This window comes from Runella sp. R0.1_18 (assembly GCF_057652155.1).
Genome location: NZ_JBYFCK010000001.1, coordinates 47833 through 64917, shown reverse-complemented (window position 1 = coordinate 64917; position 17085 = coordinate 47833). Strand labels below are relative to the sequence as shown.

Here is a 17085-nt window from a genome sequence, read left to right as displayed (position 1 = left end):
TAACCTAATCATCTGGCAATGTTCTTACTTTTAGCAATAAATCGCTTCTTTTAATGCGTTTAACTTGGAGATTAGCAGAGGAACAAGAAAAACCCCATTTAATCAGTATGAAAAGTTTAAGAAGATGCTTTTGGTTTGTACTTTTTTTTTACCTGACGTCCTTAATTGTTAGGAGTCAGGTGAAGGTAGCTTCATTTGATGAGTTTACAGATTTTAAGGGTATTGGTTTATCTGGTTATCTAAGTTTATATGTTTCAGATAATCATAAAGGGTTGGATACTTTATGCTTGAGAACGTGCCTATTTATAAAGTTCAGGATTAGTAAAGAAGGTGAAATAACCAATATCTCAAGTAATGTAGGCGCTCCTCCAGTTATTGCTGAGGGTTTTAAACGTGCGCTATTATCTACCAACGGTCGTTGGTCTCCTCATATAGTAAACGGGACTCCTATTGATAGTCCTTATTTTTTTCTTCTGATATACATTCATTTAAGGGCTTGCAAAGACGAGCAATCGAAACAAGATAGTTTCTTTAAAAATTTCACGAATAGCTATGAGTTTGACGATAAAACTACGCTTGAAAACGAGTTGTGTATTTTTTTAAAACCTGCTATGGTTGTAGCGCTTCATTAGTGGGATGCTCGCATTTTTTCGAGTGTGTGATACAATTCATCAATATCAATAAAACTAGATTGCTTTTCACTACTGTTTGCATACTCTTTATTAAGAGTACATTGTGCGAAAAAAGCCAATCCGATGGTGCGAGTGACTCACTCGTGCTAATGATTCAAGTCCCATTAAACCAAAAAGTACAACAGCAAAGAATATAGAGAGAGGGCACGAGCGGCAAGCTTACGTTAATAGGGTAGGTACTATGGAAAATAGCGATAAATCTCTTTACGGTGCGCTATCATAATCAATAAAATGGTACTAGCGTCTATCAATTCAAAACCTAGTCGGTAATCACCAATTCTGATGCGGTAGAATGATTGAAAACCCTGCATTTTTTTGATATTGGGTAGAGCTTGAACCGTATCGACTTCTTCAAGCACTTCTATTAAATCAATAAGTTTAGCTTTGATTTTGGCATCTTTTAACTTTTTGATACTCTTTTCAAAAGATTCATCAAACTCAACTTTCATGATTTTAAAGCCGATAAAATACTGTCTTTCGATACCTTTTTGCCTGTTTTCTCTTGTTGCATCATCAAGCCAAATGCTAAATCTTCGGCAATTTCAGGGTCTAAAATGTGCGCCTTTTCACCTAGTTTCTTGGTTAAACTTAGCAGTAATTTACTGGTACTTTTTGAAGATGTTTGTATGATAATGGTTTCCATTTCTTTCTTTTTTACAAATTAACAACTATTTCTTAGAAACTATACAACTGCTGAAACTTTCTCCGATAGCGCGAGTGTCTTACTCGTACTAATGATTCAAAGGCTTCAAGCCTAGTTATCCAAAGAAATGGCTGGAAGCCAGAAGATAGAGGTTACGAGTGGGACACTCGCGCCATCGACTGTCATCAACTAATCCGACTCCAGTTGGTTTCCTCCTTCCTAAGCGAGTCGATGTGGGTGCGAATGGGCTCGTTTTTGGGCAGTATCAAGTCGGGGTCTTCTTGCAAAATCTCGTCGGCAGCTTCGCGCGCGGCTTTTAATACGGCCCCGTCTTTGGCCAAATCGGCCAATAGCAAATCCATCAAACCACTTTGCTGCGTACCCGTGAGGTCGCCTGGGCCGCGTAATTTTAAGTCCACGTCGGCAATGTCAAAGCCGTTGTTGGTAGCGCAGAGCGTATCAATCCGAATGCGGGTGTCTTTGCTGAGTTTCACACCCGTCATCAAATAACAATAACTCTGCTCGGCTCCCCGCCCCACGCGTCCCCGCAACTGATGCAACTGCGACAGGCCAAAACGCTCGGCACTTTCGATGACCATCACCGACGCATTCGGGACGTTTACCCCTACTTCAATCACCGTCGTGGCCACCATGATTTGCGTTTCGCCTTTCACAAAGCGCTGCATTTCAAAGTCTTTTTCGTACGGAAACAGCTTGCCGTGTACCATGCTAATGTGGTACTCAGGGAAGGTGCGCTGAATACTTTCGTAGCCTTCCATGAGGTTGTTGTAATCCAGCTTTTCGGACTCTTCGATGAGCGGATACACAATATACACTTGGCGGCCTTTACGGATTTCTTCTTTGACCCGCCCAAACATCGCTAGGCGTTTTGTCTCAAAATAATGAACCGTCTCAATGGGCTTACGTCCTGCGGGAAGCTCGTCGATGATACTCAAATCCAAATCCCCGTAAAGCGTCATGGCCAAGGTACGCGGAATTGGCGTGGCGGTCATGACCAAAATGTGCGGGTGAATGGTTTCGTTTTTAGCCCACATCTTAGCGCGTTGGGCTACCCCAAAACGGTGCTGCTCGTCGATGATACACAGCCCCAAGTTTTTGAACTGCACCGTATCTTCCAACAACGCGTGCGTACCCACCGCAATGTGAATGCTTCCATCCTGTAAGCCTGGCAACACAATTTTGCGGCCTTTTTTAGTGGTAGAACCCGTCAAAAGCGAGATGTTTATCCCCAGCGCATCACAGAAAGGCTTTAAACCTCGGTAATGCTGGTCGGCCAAGATTTCGGTGGGAGCCATAAGGCAGGCTTGCGCACCGTTGTCGATGGCCATCAACATCGAAATAAACGCCACAATCGTTTTACCGCTCCCCACGTCCCCTTGCAAAAGGCGATTCATTTGCTTACCCGACTTAAAATCGTCGTGGATTTCGCGCAAAACGCGTTTTTGGGCGTTGGTCAGCCCGAAAGGCAAGTGCTGTTGATAAAAGGTTTTTAACATATCAAGGTTGCCAAAAACCTGCCCAGGGTACTCGCGTTTTTGCAGAAGTTTGTTTTTGAGCAACCGCAATTGGTTGTAAAACAATTCCTCAAACTTCAATCGGCGCAATGCCTGCGTGAGCGCGTATTGGCTATCGGGCAAATGAATCCCCCACATGGCCTCGGCTTTGGGCAGAAGACGGAATTTTTGAACCAGATCTTGGGGGAGGGTTTCGCGAAAATGCGGCGTGGCTTGCTCCAACAAACTCCGCATGATTTTGCTCAAAAACCGACTGTCGAGGTATTTCTTACGGAGTGTTTCCGTTAGGTTATAAACGGGTTGAAAGTAGCCACCTCCCTCGTTTTCTGGATTGATGGTTTCGAGGTCGGGATGGCTAAAATTAAAGCGTTGCCCAAACCGTTGCGGTTTGCCGTAGGCAATATACTCGCCGCCTTCTTTGAGGTGTTTGAGGTGCCAATCAATGCTTTGGAAAAATACAAACTCTACGATGCCCGTGCCGTCGGTAAACTCCACTGTAAGCCGCCGTTTGTGGCCTTCACCTATCACGGTCATACTCCTAATGCGGCCTTTCAACTGCGCAGCCGACATCGTGTCATTCAGCTCGCTAATGCGCTGAAACGACGTTCTGTCTTCGTGGCGAAACGGGTAGTATTGTACTAAATCACCAAAGGTAAATAGCTTCAGTTCTTTGTTGAGCGTAGCCGCACGCGTAGGCCCGACTCCTTTCAAGAACTCAATTTTGGTATCGAAAAACTGGGTATTGGTTCGTTGACTCATAAGTGCAAACGCACGTTTTTTTAGTAAAAATAACCTTTAAAGAGTATTTTTCCAACAATTCTTCGCTTTTGGTACTAACGTCCAAGCTCCTCCGTTTTCTATGAATCGTCGCGATGCCCTCCGCCAAACGGCGCTTTTAAGTGCCACTTATTTCACGGCTCCTTTTGACCCGTTATCCGACTCTCTTCGGCGAAGTTATCTGTTGGGAGCTTGTGATTGGTCATTGCAAAGAGCCTGTAATCCAGCCGTTTTTACGTATGCTAAAAAAATTGGACTGGACGGCGTGCAACTTAGCTATAATTCTCGCTCCGACGAAAGCTACCTCCTTCGCCCCGAAAACCAACAAGCCATGTTGGAAGCGGCAAAAAAATCGGGGGTAAAAATTGCTAGTTTGGCCATTGGCGAGCTCAATCGCGTTCCGCTCAAATCAGAGGCTCGCACTGTTGAATGGGTAAGTGGCAGCATCGATGCCGCTAAGGCATTAAAAGTAAAAGTGGTCTTACTAGCCTTCTTTTCGCAGGGAGATTTACGCAGTGACGAAGCTGGCAAAAAAGTAGTCATTGAGCGCCTCAAAAGTCTCATGCCCAAAGCCGAAAAACAGGGTGTCACCCTCGCTATCGAGTCTTATTTAAGCGCTCAGGAGCACCTCGATATTATTGAAGCAGTAGGCTCGCCTAATCTCAAAGTCTATTACGACCCCCGCAATGCCGCTGATGCAGGACACGACCCTTACACCGAAATTCCTTTGCTGGGTCAACGAAAACTCATTTGCGAAGTCCACCTCAAAGAAAACGGTTTGTTGCTCGGGCAAGGTTCTATCGACTGGCCTCGCATCAGACAACTGCTCAACGAAATTCATTTCAAAGGATGGGCGCAGCTCGAAGGAGCTATGCCGCCTGGAAAAACGTTGGATGAAGCATATCCGCAAAATGTGCAGTACGCGCGGAAAATTGTGGGGTAAACGCGCTTTTTTCGCCCTAATGAAATAGATAATAACCATTTAAAAATATCACTGTCAACCATGAATCGTCGTCAATTTATTGGAACTACGCTCGTTGGAAGCACGCTGGCTCAGTCGGCTTTTAGTTCGGTGGGAGCTCCTGTGGTGGCTTCGCCCAAAATTTTTGTTTTTTCTAAAATGTTTCAATGGATTGAAGACTATGACCAACTCGCCGCGACCATTACAGGGATTGGCTTCGATGGGCTCGACCTTACTGTTCGCCCTGGCGGACACGTTTTGCCCGAGCGCGTAGAGGAAGATTTGCCCAAAGCAGTGGCTGCGTTCAAAAAGCATAAACTTGAAATTCCGATGATGGTGACCACGATTTTGGACGCCGATGCGCAATCGGAGCGTATTCTCAAAACAGCCAAATCGCTTGGGATTAAACACTACCGTATGGGCTGGTATCCGTATGACCTTAAAAAAGAAATTGCTCCTCAAAGCATTGCCATCGGACAACGAATCAAAGCCGTAGCTGCCTTGAACGAGAAATACGGGATGGTGGGTCACTACCAAAACCACTCGGGCAATTACTTTGGGGCGTCGTTGTGGGATTTTCATCAGCAACTTCAAGGCATAACATCGTCGGCCATTGGCTGCCAGTACGACATCAACCATGCTACTGCCGAAGCAGGAGGGTCGTGGGAAACAGGGCTTCACTTGATTGCTCCCCACATCAAATCGCTGGCCATCAAGGATTTTTACTGGACAAAAAACAATGGAAAATGGGGCAAACTTGGCTGTCCACTGGGCGAAGGGGTGGTCAATTGGAAACGTTATTTTGAAATTTGGAAGCAGTATAATTTTCAAGTACCCATCACGATGCACTACGAATATCCGTTAGGTGGGGCTGAAAATGGGGCAAAAAAACTCAGCATTCCGTCGCAAGACCTTATCACTGCGATGAAGAAAGACTTGGTATTATTTAAAGAATGGGCTGCAAAGGTCTAACCGAAGGCTTTTTAACTTCGGTAAAGTTTTAGACCTTTGCCGAAGTTTTTGGCTTATCTTACTTTTCATGCACCTCCTCATCGACCAACTTGGCAAGCGTTTTAACCGCGAATGGATTTTTAGAAAGTTTAGCCACACCCTTTTGAGCGGCAAAAGTTATACGTTTGTGGGGCCCAACGGCAGCGGAAAATCGACGCTTCTCCAAGTACTTTCGGGCGCAACTCCTTCTAGTGAAGGGAAGATTAGTTACATTATTGATAATCAAGTGATTGAAGAAGATAAGTGGTATAAGCAGTTGGTCATTGCAGCGCCTTACCTTGAGCTTATCGAAGAGTTTACGCTTACCGAACTCCTAAACTTTCACGCGGGTTTTAAGCCACTAAAACCATCGATTTCGCAAGCTCAAATCATCGACCAACTTGAACTAACGGCCTCTAAAGACAAAGCGATTAAGTATTTTTCGTCGGGGATGAAACAGCGCCTGAAACTTGCATTGGCGTTTTATTCGGATGTGCCCGTAGTTATGCTCGATGAACCTACGTCTAACCTCGATGCACGGTGGTCGGCCTGGTATTTAGAGCAAGTACAACAACTTTCGCCTAGTCAAGTGGTGCTTATTTGCTCCAACGTCCCTGCTGAATACGATTTTTGCGACGAAGTCATCAACGTGGCTGACTATAAGTCCTAAGTGTCTAAGTGCCCGTGGATTCTCAAATCCACGGAAGAGGTTTCTCAGAACCTCGTGAAAGTAAAAACGCATTTCTTTTGGCTTTGGGAAGAAACATTCTTCTACTACAAGCCTATGAACCAAAAAGATAACAAAAACGTCGCTCGCCGCGATTTTTTGAAAGGTAGCGCAGTAGCAGCCGCCAGTTTCATGATTGTGCCACGGCACGTATTAGGCAAAGGGTACACCGCTCCCAGCGACAAGCTCAATATCGCGGCCATAGGCTGTGGTGGAAAAGCTGATTACAACATCCAACAAGCCTACAACAACGGCTCGGACAACATCGTGGCGCTCTGTGATGTCGATGACCGTCAAGCCAAAAAATACCGCGAGAAATTTCCCAGCGCCCCTTATTACAAAGATTACCGCAAGATGCTGGACAAAGAAGCCAAAAACATCGACGCGGTGATTGTCACTACCCCCGACCACATGCACTACGTCATTGGTAGCGCGGCGATGCAATTGGGCAAACATATTTACCTCGAAAAACCCCTCACCCACGATATTTGGGAGGCAAGGATGCTCACGCAGCTGGCCCAAGAAAAAAAACTCGTGACCCAAATGGGAAACCAAGGAAGTAGTGGCAAAGGCACTCGTCAAACCGAAGCCATTGTACAATCGGGGATGATTGGCGAAGTACATACGGTAGAAGTGTGGACTGACCGACCCGTTTGGCCACAAGGGGTGAAATCGCCACGCGACAAAAAAGAAACGATGCCCATTCCTGCCGAAGTTGACTGGGATTTGTGGCTTGGTACTGCTCCTTACCGCGAATACCACGAAGCTTACATGCCGTTCCGTTGGCGCGGCTACTGGGATTTTGGCACAGGGGCACTGGGTGATATGGGTTGTCACTTTATGGATGTGCCGTTCCGAACCCTAAAGTTGGGCTATCCGACGTCAGTCGAATGTTCGGCGAGTTCGGTGTATAGCGACTTTTTCCGCGAAGCTTTTTTTGAAGATATTGGGCCTCAAGCCACCTCGGTTCACCTCAAATTTCCCCATCCAAGCGCTAAGAAGTTCTCAGAATTGAGCCTTTCTTGGTACGACGGTGGTATCAAACCCAAACTTCCCGAGGGCTGCGATTACGAAAAAGTATTCGCCGACAACGACGGTGGCGTGATGTTTATCGGAACCAAAGGGGTATTGGCCTGTGAGCTCTTTGGCGAAAACCCCAAATTGTTTGTCAAGGGACAGTTACAAGACGTGAAATTCCCTGCTCAGACCCGCCCACTTGTGGAAGGAGATACTGCAGGCCACCAACAGCAATGGGTCAAAGCATGTAAAGCAGGTTATGGTACGTACACCAGTTCTTCGTTTGCCGAAGCAGGCCCGCTCACCGAAATTGTTTTGATGGGAAATTTGGCGGTGCGGAGTTATCTCTACCGCGAAAATGGCAAGTTTACAGGTCGTAAAAAACTACTTTGGGACGGTAAAAACATGAAAATTACCAACTTTGACCCCGCCAACGCGTTTGTCAAACGCCAGTATCGGGAAGGGTGGAAATAGTAAGGAGTGTCGAATATCGAGTGCAAAATGTCAAGTTGAGTGTCGAGTGCAGAATGCAGAGTGTCGAATAAGTGGATTTCATTCGACACTCTGCATTCTACACTCGACATTCCCTTAGACTGCCTCCACAGGTTTGACCCTGCGGGCGATGAAGACACTTAGTGTGATGAGAATCATGGCTGCGTAGCCTACCCAGTCGTAATGCAAGAGCTTTCCGTCGGGGGCTTTTTGAATGACAATGCCTGCCAGATACACCGCTACGGCCTGCATCAGCAGTTGCAACGAAGAATTGATGGCCATAAAGCTCCCGCGCTGCTGCGGCAACACCACCGACGAAGTCATGGCTTGGGTCGGGACTAAGCGCCCATTGGAAAAAACAAAGAAAATTGCGGCCGTACCCAGTACAATGACGAGATTATTGGTCCACATGTTGGTGATAAGCCACATCGGCAAGGTTGATAACAGTGCAAACACCACAAAAACAGGGTATTTCCCTTTGCGGTCGGCGAGTTTGCCCACTTGTGGAGACGTAAAGAGCGTCAACGCACCGCCTACTGCGTAAATCAAGTACAGTTGGTTTTCACCAAAACCCGCATTGATGGTCAAATACGGGGAAATAAACGGAATAATGCTAAAGTGCCCAAGCATAATCACGCTTGTGAGCAATAACGCCCGTAGCTGATTGGGGTCGTGCAAAATATGTGTCACCGCTTCCAAAGGGTGGTGTGTAGTTTGGGCTCTTTCTTTTAAATGGCCATCCAACCGAGGCACATATAGCCAAATGAGCCCAATGACCACAACGCCGAGGATTCCGACAAACCAGAAAGGAGCGTGCCAGCTAATTTCTGTTGCCAAGTACAAGCCCAACGGAACCCCTACAACCGACGCCACCGAAAAGGCCGTCATCACAACTCCCATCGCCCGCGCACGGCGTTCGTACTCAAATACATCGCCCACGACCGACATTACTTGCGCTCCCAACACGCCTCCAAAAACCCCTGCGAGCGTTCGGGCGGCCATCAGTAGCCAAAACGTGGGTGCCATCGCACACGCCAGCGTTCCGATGACAAACCCAACATACGCAATCAGCATGATTTGTTTACGCGGGAAACGGTCAGCAATAAATGCCACTATAAAACCCGATAGCCCCGCGCTAAAACTATACGCAGATACCAATAAGGCAAACTCTTGCGGAGAAATGGAAAAATACCGCATAAGCTGAGGGCCAAGCGGCATCATTATCATAAAGTCCATGATGTGCGTGAAATTTAAACACGCCAACACGAAAAGGAGTAATTTTTCTTTTTGAGACACTAGGCTGTTTTCTATGTAGGTTGAACACATTAAAATATAAAGCCCTATTCATTGCGCCAGAGGAGCTACATCTTCGTAGAAAAATGAGTCAAATCCACCACAAAGCCTCATCTGAGCGACTAACGCTCGGTGAAAGATGTCACCCCGATGGGGCTTTTGGATTATCTCTGCCTTTCTTTATCTACTAAGATTTAGCCTCGCTGAGGCTACTTTGTTGCTAATGTATTTAACCTGTTTTCTATGGTAAATATTTGTGCTTTTTACTCGGCCAATAGTTTACTAATCAGCGCATTAAACTCTTCGATGAATTGGTCGTAGTATTTTCCCGTCCCAGGTCCTGAAAAACCCGTGTGGATTTCGCGAACACGGCCTTTTTTATCAATAAAAATGGTCGTAGGATACCCCGCCACTTTGTTTAATGCTGGCAATGCTTGCCCCGCGTTCGCATCATTTGTCCCCGCCAACACCAATGGATACGGAACGCCAAAACGCTTAGCCATGAAGTCGATTTTAGGTCCTGAAATCTTCATCTCGGGCGAGCGTTCAAACATCAGTCCTAAAATTTCTACGCCGCGTGAGGCGTTCTTTTTATACCATGGCACCATAAACTTCGTTTCGTCCATACAATTGGGACACCATGTACCCGAAAGTTGCAGTACCACTACTTTTCCTTTATACCGTTCGTCTTTGAGCGAAATCTTGTTTCCTTTGGTATCTGGGAATGAAAAATCGAGGGTTTCGTAGCCAGGTTTTAGGTAGGTAAGTGCCGTTGGAGGAGGCAAAGCGGCTTTTTCATCGCGGGTAGAAGTAAACGGCTGATACCCTGATATACCCGACCACATTCCACCACGGATTTTACCGTTGGCTAAAATGGCCGCCCGAAACAAGAACGCGTGCGAGCCATCGTAGCACGACATAAAGAGGCTATCGCCCACAATATCGCCCGCTAGATAGCGATAATCGCCTGTCGGGGTCAAAAATGTCCCTGCTAGTTTACTTCCCTTTTGTTCCAAAATTCCTACTGCAAACGACGAGTCCTTGCGTTCTGGGCGCTGGAAATAGGTAGCGTATTTGCCCGCCACATTGTGCGAAGTCGCTTGTGGCTTTTTGGCAAAATGATATATTTCTCCCTTATCGGCTTTGAAAGGTAACACCGATACCCAAACGCCGTTTCGATTTTTTTTCCATGAACCTTTCATTTGATTACCAGACACTTTGACGACCAAATCCGAATCAAAGATGAGCATCGGAATGTGCAACGAATCGCCTTCTAAATAAGCTTCATCCATCGGTAAGCGTTCGGCTCCGTTGATAACAACGGCTTCGTAGCGACCATTGGATTTGGGCGTAATTTCTAGGCCAAATACTACTTCGTTGTGTCCTCGGAGGAGCGCTGCACGCCACGTACTTTTAGGAATGGGGGTTTGTGCAAAGGTGGAGAGTGCGAACAAAAAGGCAAAAAGGCCCAATACTGTTTTTTTCATTGTGTGAAGCTTGTTAATGTGGGTGTTACAGAGTGGCAACAAATTTCTAATTCAAAAAGTTGTACTCAAGAAAAACCCTGCTTCAAAAATTGTTTTTGAAGCAGGGTTTTCATGGCTCTCTTCTGGTTGTGAGCAACCAGAAGAACACGTGTCCGAGGTTGCTCACAACCTCAGCTGAAAAGAGTTGTCTTAGTTCTGTTTAATCACTTTTTGTGTTTCGGTGCCTTCGTTGGTTTTGATGTGCAACAAATACGTACCCTGAGAGAACTGACTCATGTCCACCTGAGCATTATTGCTACGCGGTGTTTGATTGAGCAGGGTCATGCCGTTGGTGGTCGTCATCCGAATGTCCTCAATGACAACATTGCTAGGTACTTTTATCGTCAACAAATTCATCGTCGGGTTCGGATACGCGATTACTTGCGTTGTGGTCGTAGGCACTGACAAAATAACGGGAGCAGGGTTTACTCGAAACGAAATCGTGACGTTAGGGGCAGCGTAAAATGCCGAATTTCCCGTTTGGTAGGCCACAATCTGCACCGTTCCCGTCGTTCCTGTCAATGTCACTGTGCTTCCCGAAAGCTCCGCAGGCCCCGACACCAAGCTGAAGCCGACGGGTAATTGAGAGGTCGCCGTCGCGCTGATGCCAAACGGCGTATCTTTGGTCGTTCTATCAGCTACCGACGCAACATTGATTGTCTGATTTTGTTTTTTCGGTAAAGTACGCGTTCCTACGCCGTACCATACCATCCATTTGGCATTTCTGACAAAAGAGGTGGAACTTCCTTTGGGGCTAATTTTGTCGGTATTTAAGTCAATGATTCCCACATCGTCGCGCCCGCTAGTGAGGGTATTAAATACCATTTTGACGTCGGTTTTAGAATATTCAGGATACCCAATGGTATTATTTTCGACAATGCCTGCGAGTTCGCCACGGTCAATGTTCGCTCCAATGATGTAATTACTTCCATCGGGATCAATGTAGTCAAAAGCGACAATGTTTGGGCTATTTTTGGCAAAAGTCGGGTTACCGATGCTTTCTCCTTTTTCTAGGTTAGAAATAAGTTTGTTGATGGTTCCTGGACCGAAATCGCTTTTAGCATTGTCCCACACTTTGATAATTCCCACGTCCCAATAGCCAATTTTTCCGCTGTTGGTGCCCGCTGCGATACCCGCTGTGGCGAGTTCGTTGTAGGCATCGTAAATGATGTATTCGCCCGTGGCGTCCCACTCAAACGAATCGGCATATTTTACTTGCGAACTTTGGACGTTTTGGGCGGAAGTGGGGTTATAAAGGGTGAATTTCTTCCACGCTTTTTTGGTATAGCTGTATATCCAAAGGGATTTATCTTGGTTTACCGTAATGGCAGCCAAAGCCTCGCCATTTTTGGAGACTGCTACGTTTTCCCAAATTGCCTCGTTTGAAATCACCGTTTCTGTTACGGTTCCCTGTAAATTAATGGCTTTGATAAACTTATCGTTGGTGGTTACATAGTAAGCAAACTTCCCATCGTCGGTTACGCTTGGTTTGTGGGCAATGGCTGCCGTTACCAAAGGGGTAAATTTCGATAAATTGACAGGCGCACTGTACAGTTTTTTATCGCCCGTAGCATACATCAACAAAAAGTCTTCGCCAGGGTTGGTGGGAAGCGTTTGATTGGTTGGCGTCGATGAATTACTTCCTGCATCGGTAATCCCTACGGCGTCGAAAGCGGCTTTGGCCGCCGATACCTCCGCGCTAGAGGCGCCGTACAAGTCGGTAGCAGCTTTTACCACTGCCAAACGTAAATCAATAAAACGTGACAAACGGGTCAGGTATAGTGTGAGGGCACGGTAATAAACCTGTTCAGCTTTTTCGCGGGAAGTAGCAGAGGCAAATTTGAAAAATGCCCAATTGGGAATGCCCGAGTTGATGTGTACGCCCCCGTTGTCTTCCGTGCCTGTGTAGTACTCGTTCATGTTTTTGGGCTGGTAACCGTTGTCACGCGTTCCGCCTTGGTTGGGATTAGCCAAATCGCGTAAAGCGCCTGATGTATAGACGTTTGTTCGCACTACGTCCTCCCCAATCGTCCAGTTTCGACGATCTACCATTGTCGCAAATACATCAGCCATCGACTCATTGATAGCCCCTGATTGCGACTCGTATTCCAAATTGGCTGAGTTCTGAATCACGCCGTGCGTCATTTCGTGCGCCGCTACGTCAAGTCCACCTGCCAAGGGTTTAAACGCCGATTTTCCGTTGCCATACACCATCAATTTATCGCTCCAAAAGGCGTTGTCCATTGCGCCTTTTTCATCGTTCATGTTGATGATAGAAATAATGGTTCCGCCTTTTCCGTCGATGGAATTTCGTTTGTGAACGGTCTTAAAATACTCAAACGCCGTAGCTGCGTTGAAATGCGCTGATACCGCCGTTTTGTTATTCCACGAATTGTTGGAAGAAGTAATGTGCGCTAAGTTAAGGTTTTCATTATCGACGGATGAATTTTGCGCGTCGATGGTCAATATACCTCCAATCGGGCTGTCGGGTAAGGATGAAAGGGTGGGCTTAAACATGGCTTTACCATCGGGGCCAATCCGACTTGCATCCAATAAATAATAACGGTTTTGGTGCAAATACGCATCAATCGACCGACTGACGTTGTTCAGATCAGAAGCTGTTGCTTTTACGGGGCCATCGAGCGAGCATAGATTGTTGTATTTTTTCAAGACTTCTCCCGTGTGCGCGTCCACGAAACACACCCAATGTTCTAAGAAATTAGGGTGGATTTCAATGCGATAGGTGAGGTGCGTTGTTTGGTCAGAATGATGATACACAAAAAGCTCGGTTTTAGGCTTGTCGTACTGCAATAGCTTTTTCTCCCCAAACGTCATGGTGCGCACTACAGTTGTTTTGGCTAGTTCGTCCAACGCCACTTTTTCGGCGGCTTGCAGGGTTAGGTTTGCCACCGTATTTGCCAAGGTAGGCGTTGGAAAAAACTTACCGTTGAGCGTTGTTACTTCTTCGCGGTTGGTATGAAGCACCACCTCGCCGCCATATACAGGTACACCTTTGTGAAATTGTTGTAAACGAAGGTGGCTTTGTCCCAACTCATCGGTATCAATTTGTTTTAATTCAAATTGTTGGTCAGGATTTTCTAAGCGCAATAATCCTTTGACCGACGACAGGTAATCAAACGCCTTAGCCTCTGCCGAAGTGCTGGCCTTTCGCGCTGATTTTAGCATCGTTTTTGGGCGGCCTTCGATATAAATTGGCAAACCCGTTGTAGGGTCTTTGACTACCCGAATTCCCTCTCGGAGCGCCGTAAATTCATTCAATTGGCTTGCATTACCGTCGATGACCGCCTTTTCGATGGGGTTAGCATTTCGTAAATACATCGAATTATCCACGTCCTGAGCACCTAGTTTACGCGCCAGCTCGTCGGTGGTCGTCACGGAAGTTCGTGACGGTTGTTTTAAGTTCGTTTGGGCGTTTGCCGAAAAAATCAGCCCTCCCAAACAAGCGAACGTACATAGATATTTTTTCATGGAGTAAGAAGTTTAGGTCGTTTTTATGAGCTGATTATAAAAGCGTTGTACATAGATTGAAACTTTGCGTTTGGAATCTCCCCACGTCACTTTTTCTTTCAACCTTTTTTTGGGGTTATTGTACTCAATAAAGTAGTAAACATTGCCAGGGCTATTGAACTTATACTTGTCTAATTGGAGCTGGTCCGCCGACTGGAAAAATTGCTTTGTTTGTTTGTCGCTGAGGGTTTTGTGCAATTTGAGAGAATCAGTTGCCCGTTCACGCACCCACAAATCCCCGTTTTCGTGTAGGACGAAGCTGCGCGTTGTTCCTGCAAACCCGCCCCCCGTCCCAAACGTTACTTGACGTTTAAACAAGGTAGAAGGACTAGGAAGACTTTGGGCTGAAGTCTGAACTAAAAGCCCTACAATGAGGCCAAGCGTAGCGACACCCGTGGTACAAATACGTATCATAAAGCTGGTAGAGAAAGTATTGATATTTACTCAAACTTACTTCATAAGTCGCACAAAACCAAAAACGTAAATTAAACTATCATTCGATAAAAACGACGGTTGGTAACTGTTTTTTTACCATTTACGTAGTCGTTAGTCTGTTTACCCAATTAGATAAGATATCTTTGTGTTTTGTTTCAACAGCCGTTATCTCTATCTATGTATTTTCAAAAATCTACCCTTTGTCTCGCAGCTATTGTTCTTTCAAGTTTTGCCATTAATGCCCAAGAAAAATCCACGGCCATTGGCGGGGCTGCGTATCAGGAAAAATACCAGCACGTCATCCGTAAAGCCAAAGGAGAAATAAAAATCGACGGAGATTTATCAGACCCTGCGTGGCAAGGGCTAGAAGTTTCCAAAAATTTTGCACCTCATTGGCCCCAAGACAACGTCCCGATCAAACGAGATACCGAGGTGCGGATGACTTTCGATGACAAGTTTTTGTACGTGGCGGCCGTATGTCGAGATACCAATAAGCACGTCATTCAAACCCTCAAACGCGACGGTGACTACTGGAGCTCAGATGCTTTTGGTATCATTTTAGATCCCATCAACGAGCGCACCAATGGGTTCTTTTTTGGGGTAAGTGTGGCCAATGCGCAGTTTGAAGACTTGTTGGCGTTCCAAACCGAAGAAATGACGGGAAGTTGGGACAATAAGTGGTATTCGCAGACCAAAGTTTATCCCACTTATTGGACAGTCGAAATGGCGATTCCTTTCAAAACCCTTCGCTACGACCCCAAAAAGACCAAATGGGGCGTCAATTTTGAGCGTAATGACCTTAAAAACAACCAGTTTTCGACTTGGACGTTTATTCCTGTTAACTTTAATGGATACGATTTGGGCTATACGGCGGCGCTTCATTGGGAAACACCTCCGCCTGCGGTCAAAGGGAATGCGTCGATTGTGCCCTACATTACGGGAGGTACTTCCCACGACCACGTGGCAGGTACGCCTACCAAAGGTACTTTCAACGGCGGCTTGGATGCCAAGTTGTCGGTGACGCCTTCGCTCAATCTTGACTTGACAGTGAATCCTGATTTCTCGCAAGTAGAAGTAGATCGTCAAGTAACAAACCTGACGCGTTTCAACATTTTCTTTCCCGAACGGCGCACCTTTTTTCTCGAAAATGCCGACCTATTTGGCAATTACGGAATCCCACCTTTTCGGCCTTTTTTCTCGCGTGCTATTGGGCTAGACCGTAACGCCCAGCCGCTCCCGATTTTGGCAGGGGCGCGTTTGAGTGGTAATTTGGATAAAAATTGGCGGATTGGGCTCATGTCGATGCAAACGGCGGCTAAAGGGGAAGACCCCGCCCAAAATTTTACGGCCTTTTCGTTCAACCGAAAAGTACTAAAACGCTCACTGGTTAAAGGCTATGTGCTAAACCGCCAAGGTTTTATGACCGAAAACGAGCGCTTGCAAAACCCGATGGGGGAGTATGGACGAAATCAAGGATTGGAATTTAACTACTCCAATACCAAAGGTGATTTGAATGTGTGGACAGGCTACCATTGGTCACAAAAACCCACCGTTACGAACGACAACACGGCCAAGCAATTTGGGGCAGGGTATTTCGGACGTACGGTTAGTTTTTTTGTCGATTACTTCGGTATTGGGAGCAATTATTACGCCGATATGGGTTTTATAAACCGCCTCGAAAACCCAACTTACATTGTTGACCGTTTTGGAAAAATCCAGTCAGATACGACCATCCGTTTAGGGTTTCACCAAATGTATAGCGAAACGCAGTTTAATATTCGTCCCAAAGACAGTAAAGTCAATAATCATGCGTTTGGGGCTGAAAATTTCTTTGTTTGGAACCCCAACGGAACGCTCAACGAATATACTTTGGGCTTGACCTACGACGTTCAGTTTCAGAATGCGAGTTCGTTTGGTTTACGTTTTGATCACAACGACGTGCGAGCGCTTTTCCCGTTTTCATTTACCGACAGCGACCATGCGCTGCCGTCGAGTAGGTACGTGTTCAATCAGGTCAATGCCACTTACAGTTCCGATTATCGGAAGAAGTTTTACTTTACGGCGGCGGTACGCGCGGGAGGGTTTTACAATGGCACGCTCCAGCAGTATTCGCTCGAAATGACGTACCGCGCCCAGCCTTGGGGAAATTTTTCGATGAATTTTGAGCAAAACGACATCAAATTGCCTACGTTATACGGTAGCGACCGTTTGTTGTTGGTTAGCCCAAGGGTGGAAATCAATTTCTCTACGAAACTGTTTTGGACAACGTTTTTACAGTTTAACACCCAACGCAACAACTTCAACGTCAACAGCCGTTTGCAGTGGCGCTACAAACCCATGTCCGACTTTTTCTTGGTTTACACCGACAACTATTACACCGACCCTCTTTTTAGAAATAAAAGCCGTGCCATTGTGTTTAAACTCAATTACTGGCTAACGCTTTGATAAACCTATGATGTTTGACGTTCG

13 protein-coding genes are annotated in these 17085 nt (G+C 46.2%); 6 read left to right on the top strand and 7 right to left on the bottom strand.

All coding sequences use genetic code 11. From position 1 onward, the window contains the following. The first annotated feature begins 53 nt into the window (after nucleotides 1–53). Nucleotides 54–632 (top strand): hypothetical protein, encoded by a 579-nt coding sequence (locus tag AC23P2_RS00255; protein ID WP_487771342.1) that lies wholly within the window; start codon nucleotides 54–56, stop codon nucleotides 630–632. 239 nt (nucleotides 633–871) lie between these two features. Here the strand turns inward: AC23P2_RS00255 and AC23P2_RS00250 are convergent, their stop codons facing one another. The 3 genes from AC23P2_RS00250 to recG form a co-directional block, all read right to left on the bottom strand. After that, nucleotides 872–1141: a type II toxin-antitoxin system RelE family toxin gene (locus AC23P2_RS00250; RefSeq protein WP_487771341.1), complete on the bottom strand. Its 270-nt coding sequence runs from the start codon at nucleotides 1139–1141 to the stop codon at nucleotides 872–874. After that, nucleotides 1138–1335, bottom strand: a complete 198-nt coding sequence (locus AC23P2_RS00245) for a hypothetical protein (RefSeq protein ID WP_472492878.1) — start codon at nucleotides 1333–1335, stop codon at nucleotides 1138–1140. The genes AC23P2_RS00250 and AC23P2_RS00245 overlap by 4 nt, the downstream gene beginning before the upstream one ends. A gap of 185 nt (nucleotides 1336–1520) precedes the next feature. Next, nucleotides 1521–3629 carry an ATP-dependent DNA helicase RecG gene (gene recG, locus AC23P2_RS00240; protein ID WP_487771340.1) on the bottom strand — a complete coding sequence of 703 codons (2109 nt, stop codon included), beginning with the start codon at nucleotides 3627–3629 and terminating at the stop codon, nucleotides 1521–1523. 100 nt (nucleotides 3630–3729) lie between these two features. Between recG and AC23P2_RS00235 the strand changes: the two genes are divergently transcribed. The 4 genes from AC23P2_RS00235 (at nucleotide 3730) to AC23P2_RS00220 (ending at nucleotide 7816) form a co-directional block, all read left to right on the top strand. After that, entirely contained in the window at nucleotides 3730–4590 is an 861-nt protein-coding gene (locus AC23P2_RS00235) for a sugar phosphate isomerase/epimerase family protein (RefSeq protein WP_487771339.1), read from the top strand. A 60-nt stretch (nucleotides 4591–4650) separates the two neighbouring features. After that, nucleotides 4651–5580 (top strand): sugar phosphate isomerase/epimerase family protein, encoded by a 930-nt coding sequence (locus tag AC23P2_RS00230; protein WP_487771338.1) that lies wholly within the window; start codon nucleotides 4651–4653, stop codon nucleotides 5578–5580. A gap of 67 nt (nucleotides 5581–5647) precedes the next feature. Beyond that, nucleotides 5648–6268 carry an ABC transporter ATP-binding protein gene (locus tag AC23P2_RS00225; protein ID WP_487771337.1) on the top strand — a complete coding sequence of 207 codons (621 nt, stop codon included), beginning with the start codon at nucleotides 5648–5650 and terminating at the stop codon, nucleotides 6266–6268. Nucleotides 6269–6382: 114 nt separating this feature from the next. After that, on the top strand, nucleotides 6383–7816 hold the full coding sequence (locus tag AC23P2_RS00220; RefSeq protein ID WP_487771336.1) for a Gfo/Idh/MocA family oxidoreductase: 1434 nt from the start codon (nucleotides 6383–6385) through the stop codon (nucleotides 7814–7816). Between the two features lie 114 nt (nucleotides 7817–7930). Here the strand turns inward: AC23P2_RS00220 and AC23P2_RS00215 are convergent, their stop codons facing one another. From AC23P2_RS00215 to AC23P2_RS00200, 4 genes are all read right to left on the bottom strand, one after another. Then, on the bottom strand, nucleotides 7931–9160 hold the full coding sequence (locus AC23P2_RS00215; protein ID WP_487771335.1) for an MFS transporter: 1230 nt from the start codon (nucleotides 9158–9160) through the stop codon (nucleotides 7931–7933). A gap of 230 nt (nucleotides 9161–9390) precedes the next feature. Next, entirely contained in the window at nucleotides 9391–10614 is a 1224-nt protein-coding gene (locus AC23P2_RS00210; RefSeq protein WP_487771334.1) for a peroxiredoxin family protein, read from the bottom strand. 189 nt (nucleotides 10615–10803) lie between these two features. Continuing rightward, nucleotides 10804–14142, bottom strand: a complete 3339-nt coding sequence (locus AC23P2_RS00205) for a M4 family metallopeptidase (RefSeq protein ID WP_487771333.1) — start codon at nucleotides 14140–14142, stop codon at nucleotides 10804–10806. A gap of 12 nt (nucleotides 14143–14154) precedes the next feature. Beyond that, nucleotides 14155–14595 (bottom strand): hypothetical protein, encoded by a 441-nt coding sequence (locus tag AC23P2_RS00200; RefSeq protein ID WP_487771332.1) that lies wholly within the window; start codon nucleotides 14593–14595, stop codon nucleotides 14155–14157. Nucleotides 14596–14793: 198 nt separating this feature from the next. Here AC23P2_RS00200 and AC23P2_RS00195 point away from each other — a divergent pair, with 198 nt between their 5' ends. Further along, nucleotides 14794–17061, top strand: a complete 2268-nt coding sequence (locus AC23P2_RS00195) for a carbohydrate binding family 9 domain-containing protein (protein ID WP_487771331.1) — start codon at nucleotides 14794–14796, stop codon at nucleotides 17059–17061. The last annotated feature ends 24 nt before the right edge of the window (nucleotides 17062–17085 follow it).